Source organism: Pseudomonas sp. GW823-FHT02C02, assembly GCF_058797635.1.
Window position 1 is genome coordinate 1 of the sequence record NZ_JBXAJV010000004.1, and the last position, 17,120, is coordinate 17,120.

A 17,120-nucleotide genomic window follows, 5' to 3' on the forward strand; every position below is an offset into this window, starting at 1 on the left:
CCCCCCCCCCCCCCCCCCCCCCCCCCCCCCCCCCCCCCCCCCCCCCCCCCCCCCCCCCCCCCCCCCCACTCCTACAGAGGTTTGTGTCTGGCCTGAAGACCTGTTTAAAAACGACCTCCATCTGTACTGAAAGCGCTACAGCGGAACGATATCGCTACACCCTCCCCTGATCACCGCTGTGCAAGGCTTTGATCCACTTAGGCTTTTTTCTTCGCCTCTTGCTGTAGCGATTTCGCTACAGTCATCAATCTATCGTGCTTCGCAATACCAACTAAACCATTGATTTATAACGATAAAAAAACATTGGCCGCGAAATTGCTTAGTAACCCGCCATAAAGCAGGGCTTTAGCCCAAGCATTCCATCGCGTCCACCAGACAAGTCTGGCCCCCTTAGGAGTTTCCATGAGCGAGTTGCGTTTTACTGAAGATCACGAATGGCTGCGCACCGAAGCTGACGGCAGCGTCACTGTCGGCATCACCGCCTTCGCACAGAACGCCTTGGGCGACGTGGTTTTCGTACAACTGCCTGAGCTGCAGTCCTACGACAAAGGCGCCGAAGCCGCCACCGTGGAATCGGTAAAAGCCGCCAGCGGCGTGTACATGCCACTTGACGGCGAAGTGCTGGAAGTGAACCCGGCACTCGACACCAGCCCTGAACTGGTCAACGAAGATCCGCTGGGCGAAGGCTGGTTCTTCCGCTTTAAGCCAACCGACGCCTCGGCTGTCGCCAAACTGCTGGATCAGGACGCTTACGACCGTCTGATCAAAGCCAACGCCGAAGCCTGAGGAGCGCTGACATGACTCAAGTCAACCTGACGACCGCCAACGAATTTATCGCCCGCCACATCGGCCCGCGTTCCGGCGACGAGCAAGCCATGCTCAACAGCCTCGGTTTTGACTCTCTGGAAGCCCTGAGCGCCAGCGTCATCCCGGAAAGCATCAAAGGCACCAGCGTCCTCGGTCTCGAAGACGGCCTGAGCGAAGCCGATGCCCTGGCCTTGATCAAGTCCATCGCCGGCAAAAACCAGCTGTTCAAGACCTTCATCGGCCAGGGTTACTACGGCACCCACACGCCGTCGCCGATCCTGCGCAACCTGCTGGAAAACCCGGCCTGGTACACCGCGTACACCCCGTACCAGCCAGAAATCTCCCAGGGTCGTCTCGAAGCGCTGCTGAACTTCCAGACCCTGATCAGCGACCTGACCGGCCTGCCGATTGCCAACGCATCCTTGCTCGACGAAGCCACCGCCGCCGCCGAAGCGATGACCTTTTGCAAACGCCTGAGCAAGAACAAGGGCAGCCACGCCTTCTTCGCGTCCGTGCATTGCCACCCGCAAACCCTCGACGTGCTGCGCACCCGTGCCGAGCCGCTGGGTATCGACGTGGTCGTTGGTGACGAGCAGGCACTGACTGACGTGACACCGTTCTTCGGCGCCTTGCTGCAATACCCGGCGAGCAATGGTGACGTCTTCGATTACCGCGAACTGACCGAACGCTTCCACGCCGCCAACGCGCTGGTCGCCGTCGCCGCCGACCTGTTGGCCCTGACCGTGCTGACCCCTCCGGGTGAGTTCGGCGCCGACGTGGCCATCGGCAGCGCGCAACGCTTCGGCGTGCCGCTGGGCTTCGGTGGCCCGCACGCGGCTTACTTCTCGACGAAAGATGCGTTCAAGCGCGACATGCCGGGCCGTCTGGTCGGTGTCTCCGTGGACCGTTTCGGCAAACCGGCCCTGCGCCTGGCGATGCAAACCCGCGAGCAGCACATCCGCCGCGAGAAGGCCACGTCGAACATCTGCACCGCGCAGGTTTTGTTGGCCAACATCGCCAGCATGTACGCCGTGTACCACGGCCCGAAAGGCCTGACGCAGATCGCCAACCGCATTCATCACCTCACCGCGATTCTGGCCAAGGGCTTGAGCGCACTGGGGCTGACGGTCGAGCAAGAAAGCTTCTTCGACACGTTGACCATTAAAACCGGCGCCAACACTGGCGCGTTGCACGACAAGGCTCGCGCCCAGCAGATCAACCTGCGCGTCGTGGATGCCGAGCGTCTGGGCCTGTCCCTCGACGAAACCACTTCGCAAGCCGACGTGGAAACCCTGTGGGGCCTGTTCGCCGACGCTAAGGCGCTGCCAGACTTCGCCGCCCTCGCCGGTTCCGTGGTCAGCACCCTCCCGGCCGCGCTGGTTCGCCAATCTCCGATCCTCAGCCACCCGGTGTTCAACCGTTATCACTCGGAAACCGAGCTGATGCGCTACCTGCGCAAGCTGGCCGACAAGGACCTGGCCCTGGATCGCACCATGATCCCGCTGGGTTCGTGCACCATGAAACTCAACGCCGCCAGCGAAATGATCCCGGTCACCTGGGCCGAGTTCGGTGCCCTGCACCCGTTCGCCCCGGCCGAGCAAAGCGCCGGTTACCAACAGCTGACCGACGAACTGGAAGCGATGCTCTGCGCCGCCACCGGTTACGACGCGATCTCCCTGCAACCGAACGCCGGTTCCCAAGGTGAATACGCCGGCCTGCTGGCAATTCGCGCCTATCACCAGAGCCGTGGCGAAGACCGTCGCGACATCTGCCTGATCCCGTCCTCTGCCCACGGCACCAACCCGGCCACCGCCAACATGGCCGGCATGCGCGTAGTCGTCACCGCGTGCGATGCCCGCGGCAACGTCGACATCGAAGACCTGCGCGCCAAGGCCATCGAGCACCGCGAACACCTCGCAGCATTGATGATCACTTACCCGTCGACCCACGGCGTGTTCGAAGAAGGCATCCGTGAAATCTGCGGCATCATTCATGACCACGGCGGCCAGGTGTACATCGACGGCGCCAACATGAACGCGATGGTCGGCCTCTGCGCCCCGGGCAAGTTCGGCGGCGACGTGAGCCACCTGAACCTGCACAAAACCTTCTGCATTCCCCACGGTGGTGGCGGCCCGGGCGTTGGCCCGATTGGCGTGAAATCGCACCTGACCCCGTTCCTGCCGGGTCACGGCACCATGGAGCGTAAAGAAGGCGCGGTCTGCGCGGCACCGTTCGGCAGCGCGAGCATTCTGCCAATCACCTGGATGTACATTCGGATGATGGGCGGCGCCGGCCTCAAGCGCGCTTCGCAGCTGGCGATCCTCAATGCCAACTACATTTCCCGTCGCCTCGAAGAGCACTACCCAGTGCTGTACACCGGCAGCAACGGTCTGGTGGCGCACGAATGCATCCTCGATTTGCGTCCGCTGAAAGACAGCAGCGGCATCAGCGTCGATGACGTCGCCAAGCGCCTGATCGACTTCGGTTTCCACGCCCCGACCATGTCCTTCCCGGTCGCCGGCACGCTGATGATCGAGCCGACCGAAAGCGAATCCAAGGAAGAACTGGACCGCTTCTGCGACGCCATGATCCGCATCCGCGAAGAAATCCGCGCGGTGGAAAACGGTACGCTGGACAAGGACGACAACCCGCTGAAAAACGCCCCGCACACCGCCGCGGAAATCGTTGGCGAGTGGACGCATCCGTACAGCCGTGAGCAAGCGGTATACCCGGTTGCGTCGCTGATCGAAGGCAAGTACTGGCCACCGGTCGGTCGCGTCGACAACGTGTTTGGCGATCGCAACCTGGTTTGCGCTTGCCCGTCGATCGAAAGCTACGCTTGATCCATAGGGGGCGGTTCACTGCCCTCACAAGGACACACCGGTTCTGTAGGAGCGAGGCTTGCCCGCGAAGAGGCCATCACGGCCGCTAAAAGCTTCGCGGGCAAGCCTTGCTCCTACAGGTCGTGTGGTGCTCCTCATAACAAGAAACCGGAGAACAACCATGTCGTTAAGCGTGTTCGACCTGTTCAAGATTGGCATCGGCCCTTCCAGCTCCCACACCGTCGGCCCGATGCGCGCTGCTGCGCGTTTTGCCGAAGGCTTGCGCCGTGAAGGGCTGCTGACTGCAACCGCCTGCGTCAAAGTCGAGCTCTACGGCTCGCTCGGCGCCACCGGTAAAGGCCACGGCAGCGACAAGGCCGTGTTGCTCGGCCTGGAAGGCGAACACCCGGACACCGTGAACACCGAAACCGTCGCCGCCCGTCTGCAAGATATTCGCGGCAATGGTCGCTTGAACCTGCTCGGCGAACACAGCATTGCGTTCAACGAGAAAGAACACCTGGCGATGATCCGCAAACCGCTGCCCTATCACCCCAACGGCATGATCTTTCGTGCGTTCGACGCGGCGGGCCTACAGGTCCGCAGCCGCGAGTACTACTCGGTCGGCGGCGGATTCGTGGTCGATGAAGACGCCGCTGGCGCCGACCGCATTGTCGAAGACGCCACGCCGCTGACCTTCCCGTTCAAAAGCGCCAAGGACCTGCTCAGTCATTGCGCCACGTACGGCTTGTCCATCAGCCAGTTGATGCTGACCAACGAAAGTGCCTGGCGCCCGGAAGCGGAAACCCGCGCCGGCCTCCTGAACATCTGGCAAGTGATGCAGGATTGCGTCGCCGCCGGTTGCCGCAATGAAGGAATTCTGCCCGGTGGCTTGAAGGTCAAACGTCGGGCCGCTGCGCTGCATCGGCAACTGTGCAAGAACCCGGAATCGGCGCTACGTGATCCGCTGTCGGTGCTGGACTGGGTCAACCTCTACGCTTTAGCGGTCAACGAAGAAAACGCCAACGGCGGGCGCGTCGTCACCGCGCCCACCAACGGAGCAGCGGGCATCGTACCGGCGGTGCTGCATTACTACATGCGCTTCATCCCCGGCGCCAACGAAGACGGCGTCGTGCGCTTTCTGCTGACCGCCGCCGCCATCGGCATTCTCTATAAAGAAAACGCCTCGATCTCTGGCGCCGAAGTCGGTTGTCAGGGTGAAGTCGGCGTCGCCTGTTCCATGGCGGCCGGCGCGCTGTGCGAAGTGCTTGGCGGCACGGTGCAGCAAGTGGAAAACGCAGCGGAAATCGGCATGGAACACAACTTGGGCCTGACCTGCGACCCGATTGGCGGGCTGGTGCAAGTGCCTTGCATCGAGCGCAACGCCATGGGTTCGGTGAAAGCCATCAATGCCGTGCGCATGGCCCTGCGCGGCGACGGTCAGCACTTCGTCTCCCTCGACAAGGTCATCCGCACCATGCGCCAGACCGGCGCCGACATGAAAAGCAAATACAAGGAAACCGCCCGTGGCGGTTTGGCGGTCAACATTATCGAGTGCTGATGCCCACGCGCATCCGCACACTTTTTCAGGAGCTGAATATGTCCACCGAACAATTGCTGAAAACCCCGCTGCACGCACTGCACATCGAACTCGGCGCGCGCATGGTGCCGTTCGCCGGGTACGACATGCCGGTGCAATACCCGTTGGGCGTGATGAAAGAACACCAGCACACCCGTGATCAGGCCGGGCTGTTCGATGTCTCGCACATGGGCCAGATCCGCCTGACCGGCGCCAATGCCGCCAAGGCCCTGGAAACCCTGGTGCCGGTGGACATCATCGACCTGCCGGTGGGCATGCAGCGCTACGCGATGTTCACCAATGAAACCGGCGGAATCCTCGACGACCTGATGGTCGCCAACCTGGGTAACGACGAACTGTTCCTGGTGGTCAACGCCGCCTGCAAGGATCAGGACCTTGCGCATCTGCAAAAGCACATTGGCGACCAGTGCACAATCGAACCGCTGTTCGAAGAACGCGCGCTGCTGGCCCTGCAAGGCCCGGCCGCCGTGACCGTGCTCGCTCGTCTGGCGCCTGAAGTCGCGAAGATGACTTTCATGCAGTTCACCCGAGTGAAACTGCTGGGTGTCGAATGCTTTGTCAGCCGTTCGGGCTACACCGGTGAAGACGGCTTCGAAATCTCCGTACCGGCCGCCAACGCTGAAGCCTTGGCGCGCGCGCTGCTGGCTGAGCCTGAAGTGGCGGCCATCGGCCTCGGCGCTCGCGACTCCCTGCGCCTGGAAGCCGGCCTGTGCCTCTACGGCCACGACATGAACACCGAGACCACTCCGATCGAGGCCAGCCTGCTGTGGGCCATCTCCAAGCCACGTCGCGCCGATGGCGCACGGGCCGGCGGCTTCCCTGGCGCAGAGACTGTGTTCGCGCAACAACAAGCCGGCGTCAACCGCAAGCGTGTGGGCCTGTTGCCTCAGGAACGTACACCGGTGCGTGAAGGCGCGGAAATCGTCAACGAAGCAGGCGACATCATCGGCGCTGTGTGCAGCGGTGGTTTCGGCCCGACTCTGGGCGGACCTTTAGCCATGGGCTACCTCGACAGCGCTTATATCGCTATTGATACACCCGTATGGGCGATTGTTCGTGGGAAAAAGGTGCCTTTGCTTGTAAGCAAAATGCCATTTGTTCCACAACGCTACTATCGCGGCTGATTGACTGTTTCTATAAGTAACGCGGTTGCGTTAACAGTGCACTAATGTGTAACGCAACCGCCATAAAACAGTGCATGTCTTTGGCTCTAAGCTTCGTTTATGAACGTTGCTTATAACGTTCGAAAACAATTGAACAACCCGATCGAATAAGCCCGCACTAGTGGACACGCTATCGCCATCAACCTGAGCAAAACCGGGGCTCTCACAGGGCTTGTTTTTTCTCACGTAGTTGGCGTAGAGTTTGTTCACTGTGTTTGCATGGGTCGCTTGGAATCGTGACCTGGGCAGTAGCCTACAAGTTAGCTACATCCCGTTCGACGTCTTCTTACTCTCCTGCAACCAGCCCCAGTACTCTTTCATGAGAAGGAGACTGTCATTAATTTTTGCGTCAAAGGAAATAAGAAATGTCCCAACGTCAGAGCGGTACCGTCAAGTGGTTTAACGACGAGAAAGGTTTTGGTTTTATCACTCCAGAAAGCGGTCCGGATCTGTTCGTGCATTTCCGCGCTATTCAGGGCAACGGCTTCAAAAGCCTGAAAGAAGGCCAGAAAGTGACTTTCGTTGCTGTGCAAGGCCAGAAAGGCATGCAGGCTGACGAAGTACAAGCAGAAGCCTAATCTTCTGTAACGAAAAAGCCCCTGATGCTGACATCAGGGGCTTTTTTGTGCGCGTAAATCCGTAAAATAGCTTTTTTTCCGTCCAGAGGCTGTCATGTCGAAACACCTGCTCAACCCCCAGGGCGACTTTCCCGCCGCCACCCTGGGCCGTCGCCTGGCAGCGATGTTCTATGACTTCCTCTTGTGCACCGCCCTGCTGATCGTCACCAGCGGCATTTACAAGATGATCCAGATGGCGATCATCGGCGAAGACAAAATGCGCACATTGACCGAATCCGGCGCGCTGGACGGTGATCCGCTGCTATCGACGGTGTTGCTGTTTGTGTTGTTTGGTTTTTTTGCCAAGTTCTGGACCTGGTCCGGTCAGACGCTGGGTATGCAGGTGTGGTGCATTCGCGTGCAGAACGCGGATGGTTCGTCCATCAGCCTGTGGCAGGCGCTGCTGCGGTTTGTCGTGTCGATCGCATCGCTGTTGTGCGTTGGCCTTGGGTTCTTCTGGTCGCTGTTCGATAAACAGAAACGCAGCTGGCATGACATGTACTCGAACACGCAGCTCGTGCGCATTCCGAAGAAGAACAAGTAGCTGCGGGAAGCAAAAACCACTGTGGGAGCGAGCCTGCTCGCGATGGCGGTGCCTCAGTCAACATACATGTGACTGACGGACCGCCATCGCGAGCAGGCTCGCTCCCACAGTTTTTATCCCACAGTTTTTGCGAGTACTTAAGCGTTACCGGCCAGTTTCATCCGAGCAGCCTGGGTGAAGTCGAGCATCCGCTTCAACGGCCGAATCGCCTGCGGAATCAACGCCGGATCCACAAAGATCTCGTTCGTCCCCTCCTTCAAGCACTTCAGCGTGCGCTCAAGGGTGTTCATCGCCATCCACGGGCAATGTGCGCAACTGCGGCACGCTGCGCCGTTACCAGCCGTTGGGGCTTCGATGAAGACCTTGTCCGGGCACAGCTGCTGCATCTTGTAGAAGATGCCGCGATCGGTGGCGACGATCAGGGTCTTGTTCGGCAGGCTCTGTGCCGCCGCAATCAACTGACTGGTGGAACCGACGGCGTCCGCCAGCTCGATCACCGAGGTCGGCGACTCCGGGTGCACCAGAATCGCGGCGTCCGGGTACAGCGCCTTCATGTCTTCGAGCTGCTTGGACTTGAACTCTTCGTGAACGATGCAGGCACCGTCCCACAGCAGCATGTCCGCATCGGTCTGGCGCTGGATATAAGTGCCCAGATGCTTGTCCGGGCCCCAGATGATGGTTTCGCCGTTATCCATCAGGCTTTCGACGATCTCCAGCGCGCAGCTGGACGTTACCACCCAATCCGCCCGGGCTTTGACCGCCGCCGAGGTGTTGGCATACACCACCACCGTGCGTTCCGGATGCTGATCGCAGAACGCCGAGAACTCATCCACCGGGCAACCCAGGTCCAGCGAGCAGGTCGCTTCCAGGGTTGGCATGAGAATGCGTTTTTCAGGATTGAGGATTTTCGCGGTTTCGCCCATGAACTTCACACCGGCGACCAGCACAGTCTTGGCCGGGTGAGCACTGCCGAAGCGCGCCATCTCCAGTGAGTCGGAGACGCAACCACCGGTTTCTTCGGCCAGGGCCTGAATCACCGGATCGCAATAGAAGTGAGCAACCAGCACTGCGTCCTGAGCCTTGAGCTCGGCAGCGATGGCGGCACGGTAAAAAGCTTCCTCCTCAACGGTCAGCGGCTTGGGCTGCTTGGCGTCGAGGTGGGCTTGAACCAGAAGGCGTTCGGAAATTTGCGTCATGTTCGCAAGACCTGCAGGCGCTTTCGCGCGAAAGTCGAGTATACACCCGGCTCCGGACCCTTCAGGGTACCGCCGGGAGAGTGAGTATCATCAGGCACGGACAGCGGTGAAGCTGCGCAAGGCTACAGAATATCGCTCGGAGACAAAAGACCATTTCAACCAGAATCCGATATTTAACAGGGTGTTACTCAAATCCCGAAACACGTAAAAATTGCCAACACTGACAGTGTGCAATGCTGATCCGCCAAAACCCCCAGCTGCTTATTAAAAAACCAGGGGTGCAATAAGATAAAGCCACAGAGCAGAAGGTACGCATACGCAATCCCCACATAAAAATACAGCAACAGCAAACAAACAAACAAACAAACAAACAAACAAACAAACAAACAAACAAACAAACAAAGCATGCGCCTCGTTTTGACATAGGCCGCAATAGCCAACATAACAAAAAAGTATGACAACTGAGATTCCGGCGTTCTCAATGCCGATTGTTAATATACCCAACCATAGCCCCAAAGCCATACTCTCTGGTCGGATGCGCTAGAAGCGGATTACCGAAATTAAAAAAATCGGAGCGAACAAAATGATAACACCATATATCAATGCACGCCCACATTCAACTTACAGCTCACGAAGAATAAAAACAATTAGAAAAAATGTGAGTGGCGTTAAAACAAAACCAAAAGAATATTGACTTCGCCCCCACTTAACCCCAAATACTGGAGGGTATACACAATCGCACCGGATGCCCAGCAACCGGGCACCGTCAACGACCCCAAAGCTCCTTAATAACTGAGGTAGGTTTCTTCATCCCAAGCGTTAACATAGATGAAATTTACAGACTCAAAGTAGGCGTAAATCATAGGGAAGGCGTAAGACAGATATGCCAACACCACAAAAAGCACGCTCAGCCCCCCCCCGGATACTTTCTTTGATGCCTGCTTCAATGCTACGAAAACATAATGCAAAAATCCCATATCAGGAAAGCAAACCTTAATACGCCAGTTTTGGAGACACTTACTTCAACATACTACTTACTTTTATCATAGGTGCCATATACCCGCCTCATTAACATAACCGTGCTGCACTCACTGTCGAGAAGATTACCCAACAGCTCGCGCCAAAACCTCCACCACTTTATCTTGCTGCTCGGACGTCAGGCCAACCCAAAGAGGCAAACGCAACAAGCACTCTGACAGTGCGTTGGTGACCTCCATGGAACCATGAACTCTTCCGTAGCGCTGCCCCGCCGGTGATGAGTGAAGAGGCACATAGTGGAATACGGCATAGACATCGTTACGCTTAAGCTCTTCCAGAACAGCTTGTCGATCAACACTTGGTGCCAGCAACACGTAATACATGTGCGCATTGTGCTGACAATCATCCGGGACGATTGGACGACGCAACAATCCCTTCCGCTCCAGTGGAGCAAGTGCAGTATGGTAATAGTCCCAGATCGCCAAACGTCGATTGGTGATGCTGGTAGCTTCTTCAAGTTGTGCCCAAAGAAATGCAGCGATCAACTCTCCAGGCAAAAAGGAAGAGCCTACTTCTTGCCAAGTATATTTATCTACCTGACCACGAAAGAAACGACTGCGATCAGTGCCTTTCTCTCGAATGATTTCTGCGCGTAACGACAGTTGCGGCTCATTTACCAAAAGAGCACCGCCCTCGCCCGAAATAACGTTCTTCGTTTCGTGAAAACTAAAAGCACCAAGATCACCGATGCTTCCAAGAGCCCGTCCTTTATAGGCAGACATCACACCTTGAGCAGCATCCTCAACGACTTTGAGTCCATGTTTACGAGCGATGTGCATGATCGTGTCCATCTCACAGGACACACCCGCATAATGAACAGGAACAATCGCCTTGGTGCGTGGAGTAATAGCCGCTTCAATCAGCGTTTCATCCAGATTCAATGTGTCTTTACGAATATCTACAAATACAGGAATAGCACCACGCAGCACAAAAGCATTGGCGGTTGAAACGAAGGTATAGGAAGGCAAAATCACTTCATCACCAGGTTGTACATCAAGTAACAACGCGGCCATTTCAAGTGCAGCGGTACAAGAGTGAGTAAGCAGCGCTGTATTACAGCCGGTGGCCTGTTCAATCCAATGATGACAGCGCTTGGTAAAAGATCCATCACCAGCCAGCATATTCCCGAACTTGGCCTCTGCTATGTAGTACAGCTCTTTACCCGTCATATAGGGACGATTGAATAGTATCTTTTCAGTGCTCATGCCTGCTCCGACTAGGTAAGTCTCTGCCACTTCCACTTTGTCTCAGTATGTCAGATGAGCCTGCCATTACGAACGGCCACGTCAAAAAATAGCCCAGCCATGGTCTGCATGGATTACGCGCCTGCCAAAGCCATGTACCACCGCCCGCATCGCGCCGCGCACTTTCTTCCGGACAAAAAAAAATCCGGAAATCCTCACTTGCGTGGGCCTTCCAGACTTTTAAAACTGCTACAAAAATGGTGGGTCGTGTGGGATTCGAACCTACGACCAATTGGTTAAAAGCCAACTGCTCTACCAACTGAGCTAACGACCCGCTGTGTGGTGGCGCGTATAATACTGATTTTTAAGGACTATTCAACACCTAATTTGAAATAAATCAAAAATAAGGTGTTGGGTCGCTCACGCCGGCCGCTGCAAAGCCTTCTGCACGCAGTCGGCAGCTGTCGCATTTACCGCACGCACGACCATTATCGTCCGCCTGATAGCAGGAAACGGTCAGCCCGTAATCGACCCCCAGCTTCACGCCTGCCTGGACGATCTGTGCCTTGCTGAGGTTCTGCAGTGGCGCCTGGATGCGGAAGCCATTGCCCTCTACACCGGCCTTTGTCGCCAGATTGGCCATGCGCTCGAAGGACTCGATGAATTCGGGACGGCAGTCCGGGTAACCGGAATAATCCACCGCGTTCACGCCGATGAAGATGTCGCGCGCGCCGAGCACTTCAGCCCAACCCAGCGCCAGAGACAGAAACACCGTGTTGCGCGCCGGCACATAAGTGACTGGAATGCCTTCCCCCAGCTCTTCAGGAATGTCGATGCTGCTGTCGGTCAGTGCCGAGCCGCCCATACCGTTCAAATTGAGGCCGATCACCTTGTGCTCGACCACGCCCAGGTCGCGGGCAACTCGTTCTGCGGCGTACAACTCTGCTTGTGACCGCTGACCGTAGTCGAAGCTCATGGTGTAGCAGCTGTAGCCTTCAGCGCGGGCCATGGCCACGACCGTCGCGGAGTCGAGACCGCCGGACAGCAGGATGACCGCACGTTTTTCAGCAGTGTTCAGTTGTTCAGTCATCTCAGCGCCCCGGCTCGTCATTCCAAAGATATTTATGCAGCTGCAATTGCAAACGCACTGGCAGGTTGTCCGCCACCACCCAGTCAGCCAGATCCCGCGCATTCAGGTCATGGTGGCTTGGCGAAAACAGCACTTCGCCCGCACGCGTGTCCAGGCCGTACTGAATCAGCTTGGACACCGCCCAGTCGTAGTCTTCCCGCGAGCAGATGACAAACTTCACCTGGTCATTGGGCGTGAGCAGTTCGATGTTTTCGTAGCGGTTGCGGTGTGCTTCTTTCGACCCTGGGGTTTTCAGGTCGACAACGCGACTGACCCGGGAATCTACCGCCGAGATATCGAGAGCACCACTGGTTTCCAGTGACACTTCGTAACCGGCGTCACACAACTGCTTGAGCAATGGGATGGCATTGGGTTGCGCCAGCGGCTCGCCACCGGTGACACAGACGTAACGCGGACGGAAACCGGCCACTTGCTCGAGGATGTCGTCGAGGGGGCGAATGGTGCCGCCGGTGAACGCGTAGGCGCTGTCGCAGTATTGGCAACGCAATGGGCAACCGGTCAGGCGCACAAAAACTGTGGGCAGCCCGGCAGTCCGCGTTTCACCCTGCAACGAGTAGAAAACTTCGGTGATTCTCAATGTGTCTTGCATAGTCGCCACGGGCATAACAGCTAAACAGGCTGTCCGCCTCCGTCAGGCACTTCAAGGAACCCCGCCAACGCGCAGATCCCAAAAAGCGTGTTTCAGAAAAAGGGCGTGAATTCTAACGAAAAAACCCGCGACAGGCGCGGGTTTCTTCAAAACGGGTAAAGCAGCCCTTACATTTTTTGCAGATCACGCTGGGCCAGCTGCGCAGCGGAAGTGCCCGGATACTGGGACACAACCTGTTGCAGAATGCCTTTGACCTTGTCGGTGTGACCGAGGCGGCGTTCTACATCAGCCAGCTTGTACAGCGAATCAGGCACTTTGGGGTGCTTGGGGTATAGCTGCGAAACCTTGGCAAATGCCTGACCTGCACCTTGCAGATCGCCTTTGGCCAAATTGACTTCGCCCAACCAGTATTGGGCATTGCCCGCGTACTGGCTGTTCGGGTACTTGCGCAGGAATGCGGCAAAAGCCTGACTGGCCTTGTCGAAGTCCTTGGCTTTGATCAGGTCGAAGGCTGCATCGTAATACAGTTTTTCCTTCGCCGGATCAGCCGGTTCGCTACCCGCAGCAGGTGCTTGAGCGGCGGCCGCTCCTGCACCTGCGCCAGCGGCGGCACCGGGGGCATTCAAACTGCCACCGGTGGAAGAATTATCAGGAGTCGCGGCTGGTGCAACGCCGGTTCCTATGCGCCGATCAAGATCCTGATATCGCTCCAGGCTCTCTTGCTTCATGCGCGCTACATCATTCTGCAGAACTTCGATCACACCCTGTTGGCGTGAAATCTGCTCCTGCATGGATTGCAATTGGTTGAACAGCTCGCCCTGTGCCGAGACAGGGGTCGAAACCCCTCCCCCGGCATAGGCGCCGTTCGTACCGTAACCCGCAGGCGGATTGCTACTCCCGCTATTGTTATAGCCGGAGTCGTTATCGACCACAGGAACCGCAGCCCACACCGCAAGCGGTGCGAGGCTGAGAGCCAAAACAGTTACAGCACGACGGCACGTTCGCATGACGAATTACTTACGCAGTTCGACGCGACGGTTTTGAGCCCAGGACTGCTCGTCGTTGCCGGTAGCAACTGGACGCTCTTCGCCGTAGGAAACCAGTTCCAGCTGAGCTGGGGAAACACCTTGCAGTACCAGGTAACGCTGAACGGCTTTCGCACGACGCTCGCCCAGTGCCATGTTGTACTCACGAGTACCACGTTCGTCGGTGTTGCCTTCCAGAACAACGCGAGCGCCGTTTGCTTTCAGGTCTTTGGCGTGAACGTCCAGAGCGCGCATGGCTTCTGGCTTCAGGTCCGAGCTGTCGTATTCGAAGTAGAAGGTAGTGATTGCGCGCAGAGCAGCTTCTTCGCTCAGGGAGCCATCAACGGCACCAGTGTTTGCGCCGTAACCAGCGTTTGGATCAACAGCGCCTTCACCGGCATTGTCGCCGCCTTTGGACGAGCAACCTACAGCTACAGCCATGGCCAGAGCCAGCGCAGCAAATTTACCAAACTTCAGCATTTCCATCGTGAAACTCCTAATGAACCCCAGTGTGTTAAGTAAAACGTGTAGCGCCGCGTCAGTTCAGGTAAGGGGACCAGGAAGGTTCTCTGACTTCGCCTTGTGCGGTAGGAAGCGGGAGCCTTACGCGTCCATTAATGGACACGAGCATCAAGACTCCCCGGCCCTGCTGGCGGGTGGCGTAGATTACCATGGTGCCGTTGGGCGCAACAGTAGGCGACTCGTCCAGAGTGCTATCAGTGAGGATCTTTACACTACCGCGCTGCAAATCCTGGGCCGCCACCTTGAAATTAGTGAAGCCATCCTGGCGGTGAATCATCACCAGGGTCTTTTCATCAGCCGAAAGTTTAGGGTTGGCGTTGTAGTTACCAATAAAGGTCACGCGTTCCGCACCGCCACCACCGACGCTGGTTTTGTAGATCTGTGGCTTGCCGCCACGGTCGGAGGTGAAGTAGATGGTCGAACCATCCTTGCCCCAGAACGGTTCGGTGTTGATGCCGGGACCATTGGTGACGCGAGAGATCTGACGCGAGCCCAGGTTCATCACGTAGATGTCCGGGTTACCGTCTTTCGAGAGTACGAATGCCAGGCGATTGCCATCCGGCGACCAGGCAGGCGCGCCATTGAGGCCTTCGAAGTTGGTGATCTGCTCACGGCGACCGGTGTCGATGTTCTGCATGAAGATACGCGGACGCTTCTGCTCGAACGAAACGTAAGCGATGCGCTTGCCGTCCGGTGCGAAACGCGGCGACAGGATCGGCTCGCGCGATTGCAGCAGAGTCACGGCGCGGGCACCGTCATAGTCCGAGCGTTGCAGCGTGTAGCGCGTGTTCTTCTCGGAGAAACGTTCGGCCGTCACGTACAGCAGGCGTGTCGAGAACGCACCTTTGATACCGGTGAGTTTTTCGAACGACTGATCGGCGATGTAGTGCGCCATGTCACGCAGTTGATCGACGCTGCCCGACACGCTGCCGGTCAGCACTTGCTGTTCGGTGGCGACGTTGAACAGAGCGTATTGAACCTGCAGGCGACCGCCCGCTGGAACGATGCTGCCGACCATAATGTACTGAGCGTTGATCGCCTTCCAGTCACGGAAAATGATTTCGCTGGCCTGGCTCGGCTGGCTGATCATGTTCTGCTTTGGAATCGGCGCGTAGTAACCCGAGTTGCGCAGGTCGTTGCCGATGATTTCGGCCATGTCATCCGGCAGCACGGCGCCGCCCTGGAAACCGAATGGCACTACGGCAATTGGAGTTGCCTGGGAGCTACCACTGCTGACCAGGATATTTTTTTCATCTGCTGTGGCCAGTCCTGCAAAGCAGAACATGACGACAAGCAGTCCTCGAAGAAGGTTTCTCACAAGGCTAGATCCTCAGGTGTGAATGTCATCTTGAATGAACGATAGGGTGCGAAATCAGCTGGCTTCAGACCCTGCATTTCGGTCAATCGACCAATATTTTTTACCGCCGCTACCGCTGAACTGTCGAACGGTACATCACCGCTGGACTTGGCAACCGATACGCCGGAGATTGTTCCATCAGGCAGCATGTTGATTTGCAGAATCACTTTCATGCCCTTGCGGGCCGACGGTGGCTGCGCCCAACCTTCGGAAGCACGCGAGCGAATCAAATCGTCGAAGTTACCCGCGACTTCATCACCCGTTTCATCCGCCAAGGCCTGCTGACGCTCCGTCGTGTCGGAAAGCAGATCGGCCAGGGCCTGAGCTTTTTTCTCATCGACGGATTTACGCGCCGCTTCCTGCGATTTTTTCTTCGCAGCATCGGCAGCAGCTTTCTTCTTCGCGTCTTCGGCGACTTTCTTCTTCGCCTCTTCAGCTTCGGATTTCTTCTTGGCGTCTTCCGCGGCTTTCTTCTTCGCGTCTTCGACAATCTTTTTCTTGGCTTCTTCAGCGGCCGCTTTCTTGGCCTCTTCTTCAGCCGCTTTCTTGGCTTCTTCTTCAGATTTCTTCTTGGCTATATCAGCCAATTGTTTCTCTTCGGCCTTTTTGGCTTCGGCGGTCTTCTTCGCTTCATCGGCTTTCTTGGCTTCATCAGCCTTTTTTGCCTCTTCCGCTTTCTTGGTCTCGTCGGCCTTCTTGGATTCTTCGGCTTTTTGAGCCGCATCTTCCTTCTTTTGTTCCGCGGCCTTGATCGCTTCCTGTTCGATCTTTTTCTGTTCCATCTGTTCGACTTCGGTCTGACGCGCGGCGGATTTCTTCGCCTCACCCGCAATCTTCTGATTGGTCTGGGTGGTCGCCTGACTTTTCGATTTCAGTTGGTACAAGGTCGCCTGGACAATCGGCTTGGCCGGCGGCAACTCCGGTGTGAAGGCGAAACTGACGAACAGCATGCCGAACACCAGCACGTGCAAGACAATCGCCAGGACACTAGGCCAGAAGTAGCTTTCCGAGGCGGACGGCTCTCGCATTTGCTGCATCAGGGTGCCTCGGTAATCAAGCCAACATTACCGACCCCGGCTTTCTGCAACCCGCCCATGGCGCCCATCACGGAACCGTAATCGACGGTCTTGTCACCGCGGATGAACACCTGGGTGCGCTTGCCGCCTTCAGTACCGGCGCGAATGATCTTGGTCACCGCGTCAGTCATCTGCGGCAAGGTCATGGCCTTGTCCTGTTGCTTTTCAGTGTCGACTTCGCTGCCAAGGTTCCAGTAGTAGGTCTTGTCAGCCTTGATCGAAATGGTCAGGACCTGGGTGTTGTTGTCCTGCGGCAAGGCTTCGCTGGAAACCTTGGGCAGATCAACTTTCACGCCCTGATTGAGCATCGGAGCGGTCACCATGAAGATGACCAGCAGCACCAGCATCACGTCGATGTAAGGCACCACGTTCATCTCGGCAACCGGCTTGCGCTTTTTGCGAGCTCGAGCGATTAAAGCCATTGGAAATTACC

The 17,120-nt window shown here is 57.2% G+C and carries 15 protein-coding genes and 1 tRNA gene; 6 read left to right on the top strand and 10 right to left on the bottom strand.

Annotated elements, in window-relative coordinates; all coding sequences use genetic code 11:
• The first annotated feature begins 402 nt into the window (after positions 1–402).
• The 6 genes from gcvH (at position 403) to AC1ROI_RS07785 (ending at position 7,550) form a co-directional block, all read left to right on the top strand.
• Complete coding sequence (gcvH, locus tag AC1ROI_RS07760; RefSeq protein WP_102595465.1) at positions 403–786, top strand: glycine cleavage system protein GcvH; 384 nt, start codon at positions 403–405, stop codon at positions 784–786.
• An 11-nt stretch (positions 787–797) separates the two neighbouring features.
• Entirely contained in the window at positions 798–3,650 is a 2,853-nt protein-coding gene (gene gcvP / locus AC1ROI_RS07765; protein WP_102595464.1) for an aminomethyl-transferring glycine dehydrogenase, read from the top strand.
• 160 nt (positions 3,651–3,810) lie between these two features.
• Positions 3,811–5,187 carry an L-serine ammonia-lyase gene (locus tag AC1ROI_RS07770; RefSeq protein ID WP_010457430.1) on the top strand — a complete coding sequence of 459 codons (1,377 nt, stop codon included), beginning with the start codon at positions 3,811–3,813 and terminating at the stop codon, positions 5,185–5,187.
• 38 nt (positions 5,188–5,225) lie between these two features.
• Positions 5,226–6,350 (top strand): glycine cleavage system aminomethyltransferase GcvT, encoded by a 1,125-nt coding sequence (gene gcvT, locus AC1ROI_RS07775; protein WP_083375885.1) that lies wholly within the window; start codon positions 5,226–5,228, stop codon positions 6,348–6,350.
• 404 nt (positions 6,351–6,754) lie between these two features.
• On the top strand, positions 6,755–6,967 hold the full coding sequence (locus tag AC1ROI_RS07780; RefSeq protein ID WP_003175786.1) for a cold-shock protein: 213 nt from the start codon (positions 6,755–6,757) through the stop codon (positions 6,965–6,967).
• Positions 6,968–7,061: 94 nt separating this feature from the next.
• The gene (locus AC1ROI_RS07785) at positions 7,062–7,550 is read left to right on the top strand and encodes an RDD family protein (protein WP_077748705.1); all 489 of its coding nucleotides are present in this window, start codon (positions 7,062–7,064) and stop codon (positions 7,548–7,550) included.
• Between the two features lie 137 nt (positions 7,551–7,687).
• On the opposite strand, the gene nadA is transcribed toward AC1ROI_RS07785, so the two are convergent.
• The 10 genes from nadA to tolR all read right to left on the bottom strand — a co-directional run bounded on the left by nadA (position 7,688) and on the right by tolR (position 17,100).
• A complete protein-coding gene (gene nadA / locus AC1ROI_RS07790) occupies positions 7,688–8,746 on the bottom strand; it encodes a quinolinate synthase NadA (protein ID WP_102595468.1) in 1,059 nt (352 codons plus the stop codon).
• 1,103 nt (positions 8,747–9,849) lie between these two features.
• Entirely contained in the window at positions 9,850–10,989 is a 1,140-nt protein-coding gene (gene rffA / locus AC1ROI_RS07795; RefSeq protein ID WP_102595471.1) for a dTDP-4-amino-4,6-dideoxygalactose transaminase, read from the bottom strand.
• Positions 10,990–11,226: 237 nt separating this feature from the next.
• Positions 11,227–11,302: transfer RNA gene (locus tag AC1ROI_RS07800), tRNA-Lys, on the bottom strand.
• 63 nt (positions 11,303–11,365) lie between these two features.
• Positions 11,366–12,058 (bottom strand): 7-cyano-7-deazaguanine synthase QueC, encoded by a 693-nt coding sequence (queC, locus tag AC1ROI_RS07805; RefSeq protein WP_010457444.1) that lies wholly within the window; start codon positions 12,056–12,058, stop codon positions 11,366–11,368.
• Between the two features lies 1 nt (position 12,059).
• Positions 12,060–12,707, bottom strand: coding sequence for a 7-carboxy-7-deazaguanine synthase QueE (queE, locus tag AC1ROI_RS07810; RefSeq protein ID WP_010457446.1), 648 nt, complete (start codon positions 12,705–12,707; stop codon positions 12,060–12,062).
• Positions 12,708–12,874: 167 nt separating this feature from the next.
• The gene (gene ybgF / locus AC1ROI_RS07815) at positions 12,875–13,714 is read right to left on the bottom strand and encodes a tol-pal system protein YbgF (RefSeq protein WP_077748707.1); all 840 of its coding nucleotides are present in this window, start codon (positions 13,712–13,714) and stop codon (positions 12,875–12,877) included.
• Positions 13,715–13,720: 6 nt separating this feature from the next.
• Positions 13,721–14,218, bottom strand: a complete 498-nt coding sequence (gene pal / locus AC1ROI_RS07820) for a peptidoglycan-associated lipoprotein Pal (RefSeq protein ID WP_003178634.1) — start codon at positions 14,216–14,218, stop codon at positions 13,721–13,723.
• A 52-nt stretch (positions 14,219–14,270) separates the two neighbouring features.
• A complete protein-coding gene (tolB, locus tag AC1ROI_RS07825; protein WP_218263615.1) occupies positions 14,271–15,539 on the bottom strand; it encodes a Tol-Pal system beta propeller repeat protein TolB in 1,269 nt (422 codons plus the stop codon).
• 29 nt (positions 15,540–15,568) lie between these two features.
• Positions 15,569–16,648, bottom strand: a complete 1,080-nt coding sequence (gene tolA / locus AC1ROI_RS07830) for a cell envelope integrity protein TolA (protein ID WP_010457470.1) — start codon at positions 16,646–16,648, stop codon at positions 15,569–15,571.
• On the bottom strand, positions 16,648–17,100 hold the full coding sequence (gene tolR, locus AC1ROI_RS07835; RefSeq protein ID WP_161807482.1) for a protein TolR: 453 nt from the start codon (positions 17,098–17,100) through the stop codon (positions 16,648–16,650). Before tolR ends, tolA begins: the two co-directional genes overlap by 1 nt.
• Between the last annotated feature and the right edge of the window lie 20 nt (positions 17,101–17,120).

What these genes read in the sequence shown, in the direction of transcription:
- queE (WP_010457446.1), bottom strand. Translation starts at nt 12,707, where the DNA reads ATGCAAGACACATTGAGAATCACCGAAGTTTTCTACTCGTTGCAGGGT.
- tolB (WP_218263615.1), bottom strand. Translation starts at nt 15,539, where the DNA reads ATGTTCTGCTTTGCAGGACTGGCCACAGCAGATGAAAAAAATATCCTG.
- gcvP (WP_102595464.1), top strand. Translation starts at nt 798, where the DNA reads ATGACTCAAGTCAACCTGACGACCGCCAACGAATTTATCGCCCGCCAC.
- queC (WP_010457444.1), bottom strand. Translation starts at nt 12,058, where the DNA reads ATGACTGAACAACTGAACACTGCTGAAAAACGTGCGGTCATCCTGCTG.
- rffA (WP_102595471.1), bottom strand. Translation starts at nt 10,989, where the DNA reads ATGAGCACTGAAAAGATACTATTCAATCGTCCCTATATGACGGGTAAA.
- AC1ROI_RS07780 (WP_003175786.1), top strand. Translation starts at nt 6,755, where the DNA reads ATGTCCCAACGTCAGAGCGGTACCGTCAAGTGGTTTAACGACGAGAAA.
- ybgF (WP_077748707.1), bottom strand. Translation starts at nt 13,714, where the DNA reads ATGCGAACGTGCCGTCGTGCTGTAACTGTTTTGGCTCTCAGCCTCGCA.
- AC1ROI_RS07785 (WP_077748705.1), top strand. Translation starts at nt 7,062, where the DNA reads ATGTCGAAACACCTGCTCAACCCCCAGGGCGACTTTCCCGCCGCCACC.
- tolA (WP_010457470.1), bottom strand. Translation starts at nt 16,648, where the DNA reads ATGCAGCAAATGCGAGAGCCGTCCGCCTCGGAAAGCTACTTCTGGCCT.
- gcvT (WP_083375885.1), top strand. Translation starts at nt 5,226, where the DNA reads ATGTCCACCGAACAATTGCTGAAAACCCCGCTGCACGCACTGCACATC.
- nadA (WP_102595468.1), bottom strand. Translation starts at nt 8,746, where the DNA reads ATGACGCAAATTTCCGAACGCCTTCTGGTTCAAGCCCACCTCGACGCC.
- gcvH (WP_102595465.1), top strand. Translation starts at nt 403, where the DNA reads ATGAGCGAGTTGCGTTTTACTGAAGATCACGAATGGCTGCGCACCGAA.
- AC1ROI_RS07770 (WP_010457430.1), top strand. Translation starts at nt 3,811, where the DNA reads ATGTCGTTAAGCGTGTTCGACCTGTTCAAGATTGGCATCGGCCCTTCC.
- pal (WP_003178634.1), bottom strand. Translation starts at nt 14,218, where the DNA reads ATGGAAATGCTGAAGTTTGGTAAATTTGCTGCGCTGGCTCTGGCCATG.